The sequence below is a fragment of the Allobosea sp. genome (assembly GCF_035999205.1).
Taxonomy (GTDB): domain Bacteria; phylum Pseudomonadota; class Alphaproteobacteria; order Rhizobiales; family Beijerinckiaceae; genus Allobosea.
The window spans coordinates 304,132-320,181 of the sequence record NZ_DASYHA010000024.1; the positions used below are offsets into that span (position 1 = coordinate 304,132).

General features: G+C 64.2%; 21 protein-coding genes. 16 read left to right on the forward strand and 5 right to left on the reverse strand.

Translation table 11 applies throughout. From position 1 onward, the window contains the following. Positions 1-127 precede the first annotated feature (127 nt). From VGN82_RS14020 to VGN82_RS14050, 7 genes are read left to right on the forward strand one after another with little or no spacing between them, the layout of a single operon-like run. Positions 128-1,111, forward strand: coding sequence for an AAA family ATPase (locus VGN82_RS14020; RefSeq protein WP_327527632.1), 984 nt, complete (start codon positions 128-130; stop codon positions 1,109-1,111). Positions 1,112-1,125: 14 nt separating this feature from the next. Further along, the gene (locus VGN82_RS14025; protein ID WP_327527633.1) at positions 1,126-2,127 is read left to right on the forward strand and encodes a DUF58 domain-containing protein; all 1,002 of its coding nucleotides are present in this window, start codon (positions 1,126-1,128) and stop codon (positions 2,125-2,127) included. Then, the gene (locus tag VGN82_RS14030; protein WP_327527634.1) at positions 2,127-2,624 is read left to right on the forward strand and encodes a DUF4381 domain-containing protein; all 498 of its coding nucleotides are present in this window, start codon (positions 2,127-2,129) and stop codon (positions 2,622-2,624) included. Before VGN82_RS14025 ends, VGN82_RS14030 begins: the two co-directional genes overlap by 1 nt. A 2-nt stretch (positions 2,625-2,626) precedes the next feature. Next, positions 2,627-3,649 (forward strand): VWA domain-containing protein, encoded by a 1,023-nt coding sequence (locus VGN82_RS14035; protein WP_327527635.1) that lies wholly within the window; start codon positions 2,627-2,629, stop codon positions 3,647-3,649. Next, positions 3,646-4,563 carry a vWA domain-containing protein gene (locus VGN82_RS14040; RefSeq protein ID WP_327527636.1) on the forward strand — a complete coding sequence of 306 codons (918 nt, stop codon included), beginning with the start codon at positions 3,646-3,648 and terminating at the stop codon, positions 4,561-4,563. The genes VGN82_RS14035 and VGN82_RS14040 overlap by 4 nt, the downstream gene beginning before the upstream one ends. Next, positions 4,560-5,204, forward strand: coding sequence for a tetratricopeptide repeat protein (locus VGN82_RS14045; protein WP_327527637.1), 645 nt, complete (start codon positions 4,560-4,562; stop codon positions 5,202-5,204). The genes VGN82_RS14040 and VGN82_RS14045 overlap by 4 nt, the downstream gene beginning before the upstream one ends. Continuing rightward, a complete protein-coding gene (locus VGN82_RS14050) occupies positions 5,204-6,493 on the forward strand; it encodes a hypothetical protein (RefSeq protein WP_327527638.1) in 1,290 nt (429 codons plus the stop codon). Before VGN82_RS14045 ends, VGN82_RS14050 begins: the two co-directional genes overlap by 1 nt. 36 nt (positions 6,494-6,529) lie before the next feature. Here VGN82_RS14050 and VGN82_RS14055 read toward each other — a convergent pair whose 3' ends face one another. Continuing rightward, positions 6,530-7,216 (reverse strand): ankyrin repeat domain-containing protein, encoded by a 687-nt coding sequence (locus tag VGN82_RS14055; RefSeq protein WP_327527639.1) that lies wholly within the window; start codon positions 7,214-7,216, stop codon positions 6,530-6,532. Positions 7,217-7,599: 383 nt separating this feature from the next. Here VGN82_RS14055 and VGN82_RS14060 point away from each other — a divergent pair, with 383 nt between their 5' ends. From VGN82_RS14060 to VGN82_RS14080, 5 genes are all read left to right on the forward strand, one after another. Then, entirely contained in the window at positions 7,600-8,610 is a 1,011-nt protein-coding gene (locus VGN82_RS14060) for an adenine nucleotide alpha hydrolase family protein (RefSeq protein ID WP_327527640.1), read from the forward strand. Beyond that, positions 8,607-8,828 (forward strand): hypothetical protein, encoded by a 222-nt coding sequence (locus VGN82_RS14065; protein ID WP_327527641.1) that lies wholly within the window; start codon positions 8,607-8,609, stop codon positions 8,826-8,828. Before VGN82_RS14060 ends, VGN82_RS14065 begins: the two co-directional genes overlap by 4 nt. 276 nt (positions 8,829-9,104) lie before the next feature. Beyond that, positions 9,105-10,949, forward strand: coding sequence for a trypsin-like serine protease (locus VGN82_RS14070; protein WP_327527642.1), 1,845 nt, complete (start codon positions 9,105-9,107; stop codon positions 10,947-10,949). Position 10,950: 1 nt separating this feature from the next. Then, positions 10,951-11,940 (forward strand): S1 family peptidase, encoded by a 990-nt coding sequence (locus tag VGN82_RS14075; RefSeq protein ID WP_327527643.1) that lies wholly within the window; start codon positions 10,951-10,953, stop codon positions 11,938-11,940. A 20-nt stretch (positions 11,941-11,960) separates the two neighbouring features. Continuing rightward, positions 11,961-12,443, forward strand: a complete 483-nt coding sequence (locus tag VGN82_RS14080; protein ID WP_327527644.1) for a M48 family metalloprotease — start codon at positions 11,961-11,963, stop codon at positions 12,441-12,443. A 295-nt stretch (positions 12,444-12,738) separates the two neighbouring features. Here VGN82_RS14080 and VGN82_RS14085 read toward each other — a convergent pair whose 3' ends face one another. From VGN82_RS14085 to VGN82_RS14095, 3 genes are read right to left on the reverse strand one after another with little or no spacing between them, the layout of a single operon-like run. Beyond that, the gene (locus VGN82_RS14085) at positions 12,739-12,942 is read right to left on the reverse strand and encodes an SPX domain-containing protein (protein WP_327527645.1); all 204 of its coding nucleotides are present in this window, start codon (positions 12,940-12,942) and stop codon (positions 12,739-12,741) included. Further along, positions 12,935-13,663: an SOS response-associated peptidase gene (locus VGN82_RS14090; RefSeq protein WP_327527646.1), complete on the reverse strand. Its 729-nt coding sequence runs from the start codon at positions 13,661-13,663 to the stop codon at positions 12,935-12,937. The genes VGN82_RS14085 and VGN82_RS14090 overlap by 8 nt, the downstream gene beginning before the upstream one ends. Then, on the reverse strand, positions 13,656-14,048 hold the full coding sequence (locus tag VGN82_RS14095) for a hypothetical protein (protein ID WP_327527647.1): 393 nt from the start codon (positions 14,046-14,048) through the stop codon (positions 13,656-13,658). Before VGN82_RS14095 ends, VGN82_RS14090 begins: the two co-directional genes overlap by 8 nt. A gap of 72 nt (positions 14,049-14,120) precedes the next feature. On the opposite strand from VGN82_RS14095, the gene VGN82_RS14100 reads away from it, so the two are divergent. From VGN82_RS14100 to VGN82_RS14110, 3 genes are all read left to right on the forward strand, one after another. Continuing rightward, the gene (locus VGN82_RS14100) at positions 14,121-14,348 is read left to right on the forward strand and encodes a hypothetical protein (RefSeq protein ID WP_327527648.1); all 228 of its coding nucleotides are present in this window, start codon (positions 14,121-14,123) and stop codon (positions 14,346-14,348) included. Next, positions 14,345-14,614 (forward strand): hypothetical protein, encoded by a 270-nt coding sequence (locus VGN82_RS14105; RefSeq protein WP_327527649.1) that lies wholly within the window; start codon positions 14,345-14,347, stop codon positions 14,612-14,614. The genes VGN82_RS14100 and VGN82_RS14105 overlap by 4 nt, the downstream gene beginning before the upstream one ends. A 91-nt stretch (positions 14,615-14,705) precedes the next feature. After that, positions 14,706-14,855, forward strand: coding sequence for a hypothetical protein (locus VGN82_RS14110; RefSeq protein WP_327527650.1), 150 nt, complete (start codon positions 14,706-14,708; stop codon positions 14,853-14,855). Positions 14,856-14,870: 15 nt separating this feature from the next. On the opposite strand, the gene VGN82_RS14115 is transcribed toward VGN82_RS14110, so the two are convergent. Next, the gene (locus VGN82_RS14115; RefSeq protein ID WP_327527651.1) at positions 14,871-15,464 is read right to left on the reverse strand and encodes a hypothetical protein; all 594 of its coding nucleotides are present in this window, start codon (positions 15,462-15,464) and stop codon (positions 14,871-14,873) included. Between the two features lie 170 nt (positions 15,465-15,634). On the opposite strand from VGN82_RS14115, the gene VGN82_RS14120 reads away from it, so the two are divergent. Then, positions 15,635-15,898 (forward strand): hypothetical protein, encoded by a 264-nt coding sequence (locus tag VGN82_RS14120; RefSeq protein WP_327527652.1) that lies wholly within the window; start codon positions 15,635-15,637, stop codon positions 15,896-15,898. The last annotated feature ends 152 nt before the right edge of the window (positions 15,899-16,050 follow it).

Sequence of the window (16,050 nt, forward strand, 5' to 3'; positions counted from 1 at the left end):
CCGCATGCTGCAGCCGGCCGACTTATCCGGAAGCGACATCCTTCCGCAGCCGGCCCTGCAATAGGCGCCGCGACGACTTGCCGATCCCTTCGTCCGGGATTCGGCGCCAGCCAATTGGGAAACGATGATGGCCGGAGCCTCGACCTCGCCTCGTGACACCATTCTCGAGCTTCAGAGCCGTATCAACCAGGACATCATCGGGCAGGAGCGCGTCGTCGAGCGGCTCGTCATCGCGCTGCTCGCAAATGGCAACGTGCTGCTCGAAGGCCTGCCCGGCCTCGCCAAGACACGGGCGATCAAGAGCCTGTCGAAGAACCTCGAATCCGATTTCAGCCGCATCCAGTTCACGCCGGACCTTCTGCCCTCGGACGTGACCGGCGGCGAGATTCTGCGCGGCGACGGCAAGTTCGAGTTCCGCAAGGGGCCGGTCTTCGGCAATCTCGTCCTCGCCGACGAGATCAACCGCGCGCCGGCCAAGGTCCAGTCCTCGCTGCTCGAGGCGATGGAAGAACGGCATGTCACCGTTGCCGGCACGCGCTACGACCTGCCCGAGCTGTTCATGGTACTCGCAACCCAGAACCCGATCGAGCAGGAGGGGACCTATCCCCTCCCGGAAGCGCAGATGGATCGGTTCCTGATGCATGTCCGGATCGACTACCCGTCCGACGCCGACGAGGTGAAGGTGATGCGGCTGGTGCGCGCCGAGAACGCCAAGGCCCCGGGCGACAGCGCGCAGCCCGCATCCAAGCTTCCGCAGAAGGTCATTCTCGAAGCCCGTTCCGAGATCGACCGGGTCACGACCAAGGACGCGGTCGAGGCCTATATGGTCGGCCTCATCGCCGCGACGCGCCGGCCGGGCGAGTTCGGCGACAAGCTCGGGAGCTGGATCGCCGTCGGCGCGAGCCCGCGCGGTTCGCTCGCGCTCGACCGCTGCTCGCGCGCCTATGCCTGGCTCAAGGGCCGCGATTACGTCACGCCTGAGGACGTCCAGGCGATCGCGCATGACTGCCTGCGCCATCGCGTATCGCTCAGCTACGAGGCCGGAGCCGATGGGATGACGGCAGATGGCGTCCTCGACGAGATCATCAAGCAGGTTGCGGTCGCAGCCTGAAGCGAGGTCTGCACATGGGCCTGATGCGTGAACGAGCCAGGACTGGCGCGGCAGCGCCGGCGAAGGGAGCGCGGGCATTCGTCACGCTCGACGACCTGCTGCGGCTGAAGCATCGCGCCAAGGGGTTCAGCTTCCTGCCCCGGCAGCCGGTCCACAGCCTGCTGGCCGGGCGCCATGCTTCGCGCCTGCGTGGACGCGGCCTCAATTTCGAGGAGCTGCGGCACTATTTCGAGGGCGACGACACCCGCTCGATCGACTGGCTGGCGACCGCCCGCCTCGGCTCCCCCCATGTCCGCGTCTATTCGGAAGAGCGCGACAGGCCGGTCCTGCTGATCGTCGACCAGCGCAGCACGATGTTCTTCGGCAGCCGCCGCGCGATGAAATCGGTCGTGGCCGCGGATGCCGCTGCGGTCGCGGCCTGGCGGGTGACCTCGCTTGGCGACCGCGTCGGGGCGATCGTCTTCGGCGACGATGACATCGTCGAAATCAGGCCGCAGGGGCGTGACCTCGGCGTCGTCCGCGTCCTGTCGGAGGTCGTTCGCCAAAATCATGCGCTGGCGAGCGGGACCTCCGGGGAGGCTGCACCGCAAAAGCTCAACGAGGCCCTGCGCCGGGCCGCGCGCATGGCCACGCATGACTGGCTCGTCTGCCTGATTTCGGACGCTGCCGGCGAGGATGACGAAACCGCCCGGCTGGTGACGCAGCTTTGCGCGCACAACGACGTCCTGGCGATCTATGTCCACGACCCGCTGGAACGCGCCCTTCCCGATATCGGGCCAGCCGTCTTCAGCGCAGCGGCCGGCGACGTTGAGGTCGATACCTCGTCGCCGCGCCTGCGAAGCGGATTTTCGGACGACCATGCCGAATGGCGGGCGCGGCTGGCGAGCCTGTCCCGCCGCCGGGCGATTCCCGTGCTGCCGATCTCCACCGACAGGGACGCCGCCGAGCAGTTTCGAGAACTGATCGGGCGAAGCGGTGACCGCCGCGTCGCGGCCGCCCAGGGCAGGAGCGGCTGATGAACGGCGATCCAGGAAGCCTCGCCAACCTGCGCGATCTGGCGCTGCCGCCAGAGATTGCGTTCTGGCCCCCCGCCCCCGGAATCTGGATCCTCGGCGTAGCCTGCACGGCCCTGCTAGCGATTGCGCTCTGGCATGCGATCCAGCGCTATCGAGCGGCTGCCCATCGCCGAGCCGCGATCGCCGAGCTGACTGTGCTCGGCGCCGAAGTCGAGCGCAGCGAAGCCGACATCGTCGGCCGCGTCGCGTCCATCCTCAAGCGCGTCGCCATGGTGGACTATGGCCGCGGACGAGTGGCGTCGCTCAGCGGCGAGGCCTGGGCGGACTTCGTTGCCAGCAAGGCCAAGGCCAGTTTCGATGCCCGACCGATCCGAAGCGCGCTCCTGGAGGTCTATGCCGCCGGGCCAGCCCGTGAACCTTCCGAGCAGCGCGCGCTCATCGCCCAGGCCAGCATCTGGATTCGCGACGGCCGCAAGCCTCTCGGCCAGGAGGCCTGACCGTGCTGACCTTCGCCTATCCCTGGCTCGCCCTTCTCGCCCCGCTCCCCCTCGCGGTCTGGTGGCTCCTGCCCGCCCATGCCAGCACCCGGACCGGGCTGCGGGTTCCCTTCATCGAGCGCCTCGTCAGGTCGAGCGGTCAGCAGCCGCATCACGGCGGCGTCGTGGCGCCGCGTCAGGTCCTTCCGCTGATCGTCCTTATCCTCTGCTGGCTCCTGGCTCTCGCAGCGCTGGCGCGGCCGCAATGGATCGAACCGCCGATTCACCGGGACCAACCGACCCGCGACCTCCTGCTGCTGGTCGATCTCTCAGGCTCGATGGACACCAAGGATTTCGTCGATGCTTCGGGCAAGACGGTCGACCGGCTGACGGCCGTAAAGCAGGTCCTCGACGATTTCCTGTCGCGTCGCAAGGGCGATCGAGTCGGCGTCGTGGTGTTCGGCGACGCTCCCTTCGCGCTCGTCCCCTTCACCACCGATCTCGATCTCAGCCGTGCCCTGTTGCGCGATACCGTTGTCGGAATGGCCGGGCCGCGGACCGCCTTCGGCGACGCGATCGGCCTCGGCATCGGGTTGTTCGACAAGAGCACAGTCAAGGCCAAGACCATCATTGCGCTGACCGACGGCAACGACACCGCGAGCAAGGTGCCCCCTGCCGAAGCCGCCGGAGTGGCGAAGGACCGGGGCATCGTCATTCACACCGTCGCGGTCGGCGATCCGACTGCCGCTGGCGAAGACAAGCTTGACGAAGCCGCACTCAAGCAGGTCGCAAGCACCACGGGGGGCGGCTTCTTCCGGGCGCTCGATCGCGACCAACTCGCCGGCATCTACCAGCGCCTGGACGAGATCGAGACCCGCCGGATCGACACGGTGAGCTTCCGCCCGAAGCGGGATGTCTACTGGATCCCGCTGGCCGCCGCCCTCGTGCTGTCGTTGCTGACGCAGGCTCTGCGCCTGCTGTGGCGTCGCCGCGCTCCCACGCCGTCGCAAGCGGATCCGGCGCTGGCCGCAGGGAGGGCAGCATGATCGAGGCACTCTCTGCCTTTCACTTCGAACGCCCGCTCTGGCTCCTCGCCCTCGTCCCGGCCATCGTCCTGTTCTGGCTGGAACGCCGGGCCGCCGATGTGGTCGGCCGCTGGCGCCGGGTCATCGACGCGGAACTGCTCGAGCATCTCCTGGTCTACAGCGGCAAGCGCTCCCGTCTGACACCGGACCTCCTGCTTCTGGCGGCCTGGACGCTCGCCGCCGTCGCCGTCGCCGGCCCGGCCTGGCAGCGCGAGCCGTCGCCCTTCGCAGACGCCAAGCCGCCCGTCGTGGTCATCCTCAAGGTCACGCCTTCCATGACGAGCGCGGACCTCGCACCGACGCGGCTCGACCGGGCTCGGCAGAAGCTCTCTGATCTGCTGGCCCTGCGCGAGGGTGCCGCGACCGGACTCGTCGCCTATTCCGGCTCGTCCCACCTCGTGCTGCCCCCTACCCCGGATCCCCAGGTCGTGGTCGATCTCGCGAAGGCGCTGGAACCCGGCATCATGCCCAAGGAGGGCGACGATCTCGCCAGCGCCGTCATCATGGGGCGACGCGTGCTGTCGGGCGGCGGGCATGGCGGCTCGATTCTGGTGATGGCGGACACGGTTTCCGCAGAGCAGCTCTCACGGCTCGGCACGGCGGGGGTCGGCGAGAGCACGATCCTGGCGATGGTCCCGCCCAATCTCGACGCGACCGCCCTCGACGAAGCCGCGCGTGCGCTGGGGGCGACCGTGATCGCGACAACGCCGGATCAGGCCGACGTCGCCGCCGTCGCCCGGCGCCTCGACAATGTCGGCCGAATCTCCGGGATTGCGGGTGAAGGCCAGCATTGGAAGGAGGCAGGGTACTGGCTCACCCCTCTCTTCGCCCTCCTCGCCCTGCTCTGGTTCCGCCGCGGCTGGGTGCTGACATGACGCACCGAAACACACAGCGATGGCGGCCTTTCGGCATCGTCGCCCTGGTCACCCTCGGCGCTCTCGCGGTCGCAGCCCAACGTGACGGCTGGCGCAACCTGTTCCTGACGCCGGACCAGCGCGGCCGCCTCCTGCTGCATCGGGATCAACCGGGCGCTGCGGCGGAGGCCTTCCGCGATCCGCTCTGGCGCGGCATCGCGCTGTTCCGGGCCGGCGACTTCAAGGCCGCAGCACCGGACTTCGCCGCCCTCGACACCGCCGAGAGCGCCTACGACCAGGGCAACGCCCTCGTCATGCTTGGCGAATACGAGGACGCGGTGAAGCGCTATGACCGCGCGCTTGCGCTGCGCCCGGGCTGGCCGGACGCGACCACCAATCGCGAGATCGCCCGCATCCGCGGCGAGCGCAAGAAGCTGGAAGGTGGCGTCACCGGCGACACCGAATCCAAGCCGGATGCGATCGTCTACGACAAGACCAAGAAGGGTGGCGAGGATACGACGGTCCAGGAGCCGGGCAAGGCAATGTCCGACGACGCGGTTCGCGCGCTCTGGCTCAAGCGCGTCCAGACCCGACCGGCCGACTTCCTGCGCGTCAAGTTCTCCTACCAGCTCCAGTCTGCAGCAGAGCGGGGCAACCCATGATGCGGTTCGTCCTGGTCTTGCTCTGCTGCTGGCTCTGGGCTCCGGCACTCGCGCAAGCACCGGCCACCGCCGCTTTGGTGCAGACCTCGATCGCTCCGTCGGAAGGCATCGTGATCGGTCAACCGGTCCTGCTGCACGTCAAGGTCCTGTTTCCCGGGGAGATGCCGCATCCGCCGATGGTCAAGGTCGCCGCCCCTCCAGGGGCGCAGCTCATGCGCTTCGAGCAGCAGGCCGTCACCACCCGTGAAACCGTCGACGGTCAGGACTATGTCGGCCAGATCTTCGAGTTCGTGGTGTTTCCGAGACGTGGCGGCGATGTCGCCCTTCCCGCCGCCGATGTGACGTTGCTCGACCGCGCGGGCAACCCGATCGGCACCGCCGCTGGGCAGGCGCTCAACTTCGCCGTCACGATACCTGCGGGTATCGATCCGTCCGGTCCGGTCCTAGCGGCTCCGCATGTCCAAGCCAGCGAAAGCTGGTCGCCGGACCCGTCATCGGCGTTCAAGGCCGGCGACGCAATCACCCGCACCATCCGCCGCAAGGCCACCGACGTTCCGGCGCTCGGCATGGCCGAGTTTCGATTCGCCGCTCCGGCAGGCGTGCGGGTCTATGCCGATCCGCCGGTCGTCGACGACCGGGTCGAGCGTGGCTCCGTCGAAGGCGTTCGCACCGACAAGGTCACCTATGTCTTCGAAAGGCCGGGAACATACGCCCTGCCGCCGCTGTCCCAACCCTGGTGGGACACGGATGACCGACGGGCTCGCTCAGAGACCCTCGACGGTATCACTGTCACCGTCATGGCAGCTGCGGCCCCCACGCCGCAGGGTTGGCGCGGCATGCTTCTGGCGTGGCGCCGAGCGATCGCCGCCGGCTTGATCGGGCTGGCCCTCCTCCCGATCATCCTGTGGGCGGGACCGAGGCTGACGGCTAACTGGCAGCATCGCCGCGAGCGCCACCTGAAATCCGAGGCCTACGCTCGAAAGCTCCTGCGCACCGCCGCCGGCACAGGCGACGCGGCGGCGACTTATCACGCCCTGCAGGCCTGGCTGCTCCGCCTGCCCAAGGAGGAACGGGCGGCACTGCGAAGCCGCGGCCGCAGCGATGCGCTTCTCGATCAACTCGAGCGCCACCTGTTCGGCACCGGCGGGAGTTGGTCGCGCAGCGACGGCGCGGAGCTGGCCGGACTGCTGGGCGATCGCGACGATGCCCGTCATCAAAAGCGGGGCGCGCTCCCCTCGACTCTCCCGCCGCTCAATCCGGCAAGTCCAAGCCCAAGCGCGTCCACCTGAACAGGCCACATGTTCCGCGTGAGATCACGCAGGCCTTCATTGGCGCTCCAGGATGCGAACCATCACGTCATAGCCTCGTCGGCGCGCCAGCTCGATCGGCGTCGCTCCGTTCCGGTCGCCGAGGTCGCGGCGCGCACCGGCTGCGACGAGGTGGCTCACGGTGCGCTGATGACGTTCGCCGCCATCACCGAGGATGATTGCCTCGATCAAGGCGGTCCAGGCGAGGTTGTTGACGTGGTCGAGTGGGGCGCCGGCGTCGATCAGGACCTTGACGACCTCGTCATGGCCGAGATGGGCGGCGGCGATCAGGGCGGTCCCGTCATAGGGGCTGGTGATCGCCTTCGGATCGCCGCCGATCGCCAGTGCGACGCGCATCGTCTCGACGTCGTCGGCCACCGCGGCGATCGTGATCGCGTCATAGCGCTGGGCATCCAGCACGCGCGAATTCGCCCCCAGCCTGGCCAGCGTCCGCATCACCTCGCGTTGACCGGCATGGGCCGCAATGTGCAGCGCGGTGCGGCCGTTGCCGTCGCGCGCGTCGATCGCGGCGCCTGCCGCCACGAGTCTCTCGATGGTCGCGACGTCGCCGGTCCAGGCGGCGGCCTGAAGCCCACCATAGCCTGCAATCTCCGCCGCCGAGGGCGGAACCTGCGCTCCCACCGGCGCTACGGCTTGCGCCACTCCCAGGACCATGGCGAGGAAGCCAGCGAAAGCGCGCCTCATCTGCTTGTCTCCTGCGGCCCATTCGGACGCGTCGGGTGGCTCTCCGGCCTTGCTCGGGCTCACTGGAGAACCTCGGCTCCGTTCTTATCCGGGAAGCGCCCTGCCCGCGAGCTTCAGGTGGCCCGACTGGCTCAATGCAGCTCGTCATTGGGCCGCGTCGGCCTGTTGCCGATCGTCGGCGAGCCCATCGCAGTGAGCGAATGCCCCGAAGTTGTGGTGAAGGACCGAGGGCCGCGGCGTCGGCAAAGCATTGGCCGGCGGCAGAACCGAACCGACCGCCGCCCCGATCCGGGGCGCCCGATAAGATACTGAATTTGTGGGGATAAATGGCGCGGGCGACGGGGCTCGAACCCGCGACCTCCGGCGTGACAGGCCGGCGAAAGATGAGGCAGGCGCTGAATCTTTCGGAAATTCGTTCTCCAGATGTCCCTCCGGATTTCCGATTATTCCGAACTGCCCCCTCCTCTCCCGGCATGGGGGCTGAGATGGGGGAGAGCAAGCGGAACCCGTATTTCATCACCGGCCCGGCGCTGATCTCGTTCTCCGGTGGCCGGACGAGCGCCTTCATGCTCTGGAACATCCTCCAGGCACATGGCGGCAAGCTGCCCAATGACCTGGTCGTCGCCTTCGCCAACACCGGCAAGGAGCGCGAGGAGACGCTGCGCTTCGTCCATGAATGCGGCACGCGCTGGAGCGTGCGCATCCATTGGCTCGAATTTGTCAGCCGAGGCGAATGGCGGGAGGTCGGCTTCAACAGCGCCAGCCGGCAGGGAGAGCCATTCAGTGCCCTCATTGCCGGCAAGGGCTACCTTCCGAACGCCGTCACGCGGTTCTGCACCTCCGAACTGAAGGTGCGCGTGATGAAGGGGTTCGCTCTCTCGCTCGGCTGGCAGAATTGGTCGAACGTGATTGGCCTCCGGTACGACGAGGGCATGCGGGTTCTGCGCCAACTTGCGGCGAACGAGGCGAAGAAGGAGCGCTGGACGACGGCTATGCCAATGTCGAAGGCTCGGCACACGAAGGCCGATGTCTTGGCGTTCTGGCTAGGCGAGAACACCGACCCGACTTGCCTTGTTCGCCCTCTGCCGCAGGGGTTCGACCTCGGCCTGCGCGATTACGAGGGCAACTGCGACCTCTGCATGCTGAAATCGCGTGGCGCGCTTAAGCGTCTCATGCTTGACAACCCCGGCATGTCCGATTGGTGGCAGCAGCGCGAGGCTTCAATCACGATGGCCAGTGCGAAGGCAACAGTCGCGGGCCGGCGCTTCGTCACCGAATACAGCTACGCCGATCTGGAGGCAGAGGTCGCGACGCAGCCCTTCTTGCCCGGCCTACTGGACGACGAGGAATACGACGCCGAGTGCGGTCTTACCTGCGCGGGAGAAGCCGCGTGATGATCCACTACCATGGTGCACCGATCACGCCGATGAGCGCGCTCTACCAGTTGGCCGGGCGCCACTTCTGCATCATCCTTCGCGAGCATATCAAGGTCGACGCAACCGGGTTGGCTCCAGTAGTCGCCAGCGCTTTCGTGACCGGCTTCGACGAGGCTGCCGGGGCCATCTCTGCCCTGCTCACGCCCGCTGCTGAGCCGTTGGCGTGGCGGTGTTGATCGAATGATCGGGCTGTCTGGTCATACGCTGAGAGTAGGCCGCCAAGCGGCGTCGGCGCTGAGATCGTGCGCGCACTCTACGAAGCCGCCCCACCCGTGCCGGCACCGGAAGCGGGGCGACGCAATCAGGTGCTGTAGACGACAGCGCCGCCCCCCCCTTCCCATTGGTCAACTTCTATGCACCATATGTTGTGGCCGCTCCGAGTGCGCTGCGACAACGAAGAGGCACGCGTCGCTATCGGTCGAGAAATATACACTGCTGGGGAGACGCTTGTTATGACTGGCAGAATCTCTCGACCACTTCTGTTGGTCATAGCTCTCACTTTTGCATCTGGCGCCCCGGCAATATCGCAAGACTTCGATTTCACAACAATCAAGAAAATAACGCCGCAGGCGAGCGACGCCTTAGTGCGGGCTCTCGTCGATAACTTGCACGAAATCAGGACGGCCGAGATCAGCAACAATTTGCGCTTTCGGCATTTCCTCGCACAAATTCTTACCGAAACTGGAGGCCTACGACGGCTTGATGAGAACATGAACTACTCCGCTCAGCGGATCCAGGACGTGTTCAAGGTTGAGGAGCAAATATCGCTATCCATCGCCGGCGATCCAAAGCGCGTGGCGAATTACGTCTATGGCAACAAGCTTGGCAATCGCGGACGCGACACTGACGACGGCTGGAACTTCCGCGGGTCTGGCTACATCCAACTCACGGGACGTTACAATTTTCGGATGCGCGGTCGCGAGATCGATCAGCCGCTCGAAGGCCAGCCAGATCTCGCACGACGACCTAGAGAGGGCTTGCTCGCGGCGCTCGCATACTGGCGGGCCCGAAGCATCAATGCGGCAGCAGACCGGAATGAGATTCAGGCCGTCCGGCGACTGATCAATCCCCCATTGGAAGGCCTCGCTGCCTCGCGAAAGTGGCTGAACAGGATCAATCTCGTCGTAAGCGGCTTCGAGGCTGGCGAGGCCATCGACGCGGACAGCGAGGAGATTTTACGAGACCTGGGCCTTCTCAAGCCAATGGGGGCGGAAAGCGGCCAGGGCGACCCCACGGCGGCGCTACGGGACTATCAACGCAGTCGTGGACTTGCGGAAACCGGGCAAGTCGACATGGAGACGTTCTATAGTCTGACTGATCCCCAAGAATGGCGATCGCGAGCAAGTCCGAGCTCAGGCTTCGAAGACCCGGCTCCCGATCGGCAGCTCGGCATCGTCTTCGACATTGCATCCAAGCAAGCAGCACCACTCTCGCGGCCGGCGGCCGCAGTGAGCCCAGGAGCCGCCTCATCGGGATCGAGCACGGGCCCGTCGCCCAATGCGACGATGACCTCGGAAGCGCTGGCAGCGGCGAATGAGGCCCGCCCACTGTTCCCCGCCTATGAGATGAAGGACTACGCCGGGGCAACGAACAACAATTTCGTACCGTTCTCGGTCATCGAACCGGATACGCGTGAAGTGGTCCCGCTGACGACTGAGTATCCGGCCCGGACGGTCGTGCACATCAGTTTCTTACCTTCGCCTGGGGCTTCACGTTTTGCGTGCACCGGCGCCATGATCAGCAAGAACACCGTGCTAACGGCTGGTCACTGCGTGCATTCGGGCGGAGCGCAGGGAAACTGGCACCAGGATTTCGTTGTAACACCAGGCCGCAACGGCCCGATCGCCCCTTTCGGCGCCTGCAAAGCGACCAAATTGCTTTCCCTCTCGGGGTGGGTTGGCTCTACTAGCGATCAGGAGGCGCGCCTTGTTGATCTAGGCGCCATCAAGCTCGATTGCGACGTCGGAAATCAGGTCGGCTGGCTCTCAATGAGAGGCCTGGTCGACGACTCAAACATGGACACCGTTATTCGCGGCTACCCCTGCGACAAAGCGCCGGTCGGCAAACAATGGATCAGCTCCGGTAGAACATCGCTGATCATCGGCTCCAAACTCTTTTACCAGAACGACACCTACGGTTGCATGAGCGGTGCGCCCATCATCGCATCGTCTGACGGGAAGATCGTCGGAGTTCACACCAACGGTCTGCACGGGACTGAGCCCTGGAGCTCCAACAACGCCGGGACGCGCCTTCTTGTGTCGCCGCTTGCTGATATCCAAGCCTTCTCCGGAGATTAGAATGTCTTTGACCAGAGCAACTGGTGCCGCAATCGCGTTGTCGGTCTTGTGCGCACACTTGGGAGCGCAAGCGCAAGCTCCCAGTTTCGACGATAGGATCGTCTATATTGAATGCGTCTCAACTACCGGAGCGGTCTCGCGAGGGACTGGTGTTATCGTCAGCGAAAAAGGTGACGTACTGACAGCTAAGCACGTGGTGCCCAGTGGATCGAACTGCAAAGGAGGAGTGAATACTGCGGCAAGCACACCCGTCCGGAACCTAATTAGAAGCACTGTCCAAGTACACGTCGACGCAATCATGTTGAGATTCGTAAAAAATACGGACGAGAAGTTCAAGTTTTTTTCTTCGATCAGCCTTGAAGACAAATTGAAAGGGACCCCCATCATTGCAGCGGGTTTCCCTAAGCAAGGTGTCGGCGATATCTTTATAACAGAGGGCATAATTTCTCAGATCAATGTAGACGAGCGCGGGATTTTCGGAACAAGCGCACTTCAAAGCTCTGGTATGAGCGGGGGCCCGGTCGTTCTCAAGGAGAACGGCTCATTGATCGGCATCATTGTCGGGGCCACCTTCGATGCGTCAACCGGGGCGCCGGCCAGTTACGGTGTCTTGGCCATGCAAGAGATCGGGCCGACTCTTGGCATCCGCGTAGATCCCACTGCTCCTCGGCGCGATATTGCTCCCACCGCCGAACAATACGAGCCTCAGCACGAAGGCTTGCTTCGCGGCGCTATCAACGCTTTGGCGGAAGGCGTCTGCTCCGAAACGATGGGCGTTCTGCTTAGAACCCAATGCCAGGCGCAAATGCCTGACTACGGAAATATCATCAAGCAAAGAGGGCCGATATTATCCACTAAATTCGCAGGAATCCAGCCCAGCCCAATGGGTAATTGCGAAGTATACACGGTTACATTCAAAAATGTAAAATCAGTTTGGATGATCAATACTACACCAGATGGGAAGATGTTGGTTTTTTGGGGCGCGAATTAGAAGTGACAGGAGGGGGAATAATGCTCAATACGCTCTGCAGCGCAATGATTTTGATGTTCGCGCTTGCTTTCGCGTCGGATTCGAAAGCCCAGCATATGATTGGCGGAGTACCCGTATCATGCGTCAATTTCCAAGGTTTTCCCGTGATGCTTGTACCCAATGCTCAACTCAATGATATCGGCCGAGCCGTGATGGCCCCCAACGGCCAGCCAGTCATGCTTTTGAACCCCATTGGCATGAATAATCTTCCACCAAGCCTTCAGCTCTTTATCTATGCGCATGAATGCGCACATCACGCACTTGGCCACTTGGCCAATCCATCACTGGCCAGCGAATCTCAGGCGGATTGTTGGGCCATTCAAACTGGACGGAATCAGGGCTGGTTCCCGCCACACGCCTTTCAGGCATTGATCGCATATTTGGGAAACAGCCCGGGATCGCCGTGGGGGCATTTCCCCGGCCCACAGCGCATCCAGAACATCATGATGTGCTATCAGTCCTGACGGCCGCGTGTCGCGAGGCTTCGCCGGTGGGTGAGCGATAGGGCCGCGCTGGATCGCGCAATCGCTCCGGGCTCTTCCGCCAAGGAGAATAGCATGACTCCGGTCGAACGCCGCGCGCTGTTCGCGAGCACGATGAGCTTTGCTCTGATGGGATTGTATTGGTTGATCAATTGAAAGACCGCTACCCTTCGCTCATGGCCCGCTGGTGGCTTCTTGTCCCAGCCATCGTGTTCGCCGCGTTCTGGTGGCTCCAGCAGTTCGACCAGGGCCAGTGGTTCTGGCGGGCTCTCGTCGGCTAGGCCGATCCCTCGGGCCCCAACGCCGCCCGTTGTTTCACCAACTCGTCCAAGGCTGCCTGTTGGTCGCTGAGCAGTGCTGCGATCCGTTCCTCGGAAGCAGCCCCAACGGATCCTGTGGCCCGCTCCATCAGTTCCGAGATGTTGCGCCGGGCGAGCGCAATCCGCTCGTCGAGTTCCTGCAGGGTCGCTTCGCTAGGCATCGGCCTCTCCGTCCTTCTTCACGCCTCGGGCAACGATCTGCAGCGAGCCGTCAGGCAATGGACGCTGAAGCCCCCTCGCCTGCTCCCATGGTGCCGTCATCCAAGCCTCGCACTCCTCTGGAGTCGTCAGGATAACGGGCATCGCCTTTGGGTGAATTGCGCCGACCTCAGCGTTCGGATCCGTTGTCAGGAAGGCATAGAGGTCGATCGTCTCCAGGCCCGTCTTGACCTTGCGCACGCTGGTCCAGTCCTTGGCCCAGATCCCGGCGAAGAATGCCGTCGGGCGATCCTCGCCGAACGCAAACCAGATGTCGCCGCCGGCATCGCGGTTGAACTCGCTGAAGGATGTGAACGGGACCAGACAGCGGCTCTCGACACCGAGCCAGCGCTTCCAATGCGAGCTGGAGGTGTTCCGAACGTTCGTCGTGCCGCTGTCTGGCTCCATCCGGAGCAGCTCGTCGAAATCGACAGGCTTGTTCTTGGCCCTCAACTTGTCAGCCCGCTTGGTCGCGGCGTCGAGCAGCGCTTTCTTGCTGCTGGGCATGCCCCAACGGACCAAGGCGAGTTCAGGGAGGTCGGCGCCAGCCTGGTTGCGGATCACCGGGGCGGCATAGTCCGGGAAGATGCCTGGCTGCGGCACGAGCTGCGCCGCCACGTCGAACTTGGCGAACAGCTTCCGCATCGCCTCGACGTTGCGGGTATGGCTGTAGAGGTTACACATCGGCGTCTCCGACCCGTCGCCGGCGCTCCACGGGCTTCGGCTCGGCCGGGAGCATGTCGCCCTTGCCGCCCTCGATCAAGGTCAGGCCCGTCATGGATGGCGGCAGATCTGGCGGCCCTGGGCGGAAGAGATCCGGGCAATGACCGCCGCACTTCATGCCGTATTTCTGCGGCTTGCGCGCGGGGTTGTGAGGCGACCACCAGCAACCGCCGACAAACATCGAGACGAGACGGCCAAGCGTAGCATTCGGGCCGAAACGGGCTGCGAGGACCGCCAGCCGCACATCGGCGGCCCGCTCGCAGACGGTGCAGCGGAAGCGGATCACGACATAGGGATACTCACGCAGCGACGTCTCCGCGGTCGGCGGAGGGGCGGGATTCGACATGCCTCATGCTCTCGATTATGAGAACACAAAGAGAACAAAGAGCCCTGCCCGTCAACCGCTCGAGGTCGCTTCATGAGCCGGAAACCGGTGCATACCCCGTTCAGATTTGAGGTAGTCGGCCGGTTCGGCGACGAGGCGCCCCGGTTGATTTCCCGCCATCACCGGCGCGGCAACGCCGATCGCCGGCTGCTGCGCCTGCCCCTTCGACCGGGCGAGACGGTCGAGATCTATGAGGATGGCGAATTGGTTCAAACCGTGCGCACCCCGTCCCCTGGCGAACATCCGGAGATCCCGTTTTGAACCGGCACGGACGAAGCTCGCGACGGGCCTACATTGCGGACGGGACAGAGGCCCGACCGGCAACGGTTGGGGGAGAGCGCGCGCTCGGCTATCGCCGCGCCGAGATCTGGTGCAGCAGCTGCAATCACCACGGCGAGGTGAGCACCGACGGTATGCCTTCCGATCTGCCCATTCCCGACATCTGCCTGCGCTATCGCTGCTCGCGCTGCGGCGGGAAACAACTGCTGTCTAGAATGAGCATCGACGAGTTCTACGAGGTCCTTTAGGCGAAGACAGGGATGAGCCACGGCGAAGGCAAGCCGAAGACGTGAGGAACCGATCTGGGCGGGCATCGTTGATCGCCCCGGAGGACCGCCGATGACGATAACGACCGAGACCGAGTACCAGGCCGCGCAGCAGCCCATGGCCGAGCTCGCCGGGTGCCTTGAGGACCCCCCCGAGCAGCATGAACTGATCAAGCTCGAACTAGCCGCGGCGGTCTGGGAATCGAAGCAGCGGGCCGGCTAGTCGGCTTCGGTACCGTTATGCCGGGATCTCCGAAACTGATCGATCAGCCAGGAGTGGGATGGAAAATTGAAATGGGGTGCGCCCGGCATTAAGCCGCAGGCCCTCGAAGGTCACCAGGGCCTCGACTTGGTCACGCTTCAGCAGATGAAGTGAGAGGTCCAACTGGACGGCCTCGCTTCCCACACGGATGGGAGGATCCAGGCGCCGCTCAAAACCCGTCGTGAACGATCTGCAATGGCCTGCGTGGGAAAGATCAGCCCGCAACGCATTGGCGGTCTCGATTTTCACCGCGGTCAGCTCACAATCGCCGCCGAGCAGCGGATGCTTCAACGAGAGTGTGCAGCGCAGGGGCGACGGTCCGTCATCCAATGCTATGCCAGATACCCAGGCGCGGACCGATCGCTCCCGTTGCGCAGTATCGTCGAGGAGCTTCCGATCGACATCGGCGAGCAGCTTCCGACACTGGCTTCTCACCCGGAACGAAATCAGCAACGAGGCGCCGGCAATCAGCAGACCGCCTAGCGCAACCCAGTCTCCCGCCGTCAATGGCCCGACCCTCCGGTGAACACCGATATGGCACGCGTCCTTGGCGTGGTGGCCGGAACGCATTCTTAGGCATCGTCGCGTTACTAGCAGACTGTCATGACCTTCTGCTTACAAGCAAGCCTCGCAAGGGTCAGTAAATGAAGCATATCGATTGAATCGACAGACTTGCCGTGGTCCTTTGACAGGAAAGTGCAACGATCCGCTGATCAGGCGGAACCCAGAGGGAGCTATCGATGGACGATGCTGCGCTTGAAGCCATGACTCGCGGCGTCTTGCTCAAGCTAGCGCGCGCCACCGCTGTCGGAGTGGCGGTATTCGCCCTTCTCCTGATGCAGACGCATCACATCGGAAGCTACTGGAAGATTGCAATCGCGTCGGCGTTCGTCTCGCTCTTCAACGTCGCTTCTGGTGCTGTCGCGGGCATCATGTTGATCCTGGCGCTGCTGATCGTTTTCCCGCCGGATGCCGTCAAGGCGATGGCCGCTCTCTTCCGCTGAACCATCCGCTAATCGGCCTGGCCCTGCCGAAGCGAGACCCGCCACTCACAAAGCGCAATCAGCTCCTCAACGGCGTGAAGGACGAATTGCGCGGGATCAGGAACATCCTCGGCGACGCGGCGGTTGTGAGACTGCGGGCCGAGATCGATCGC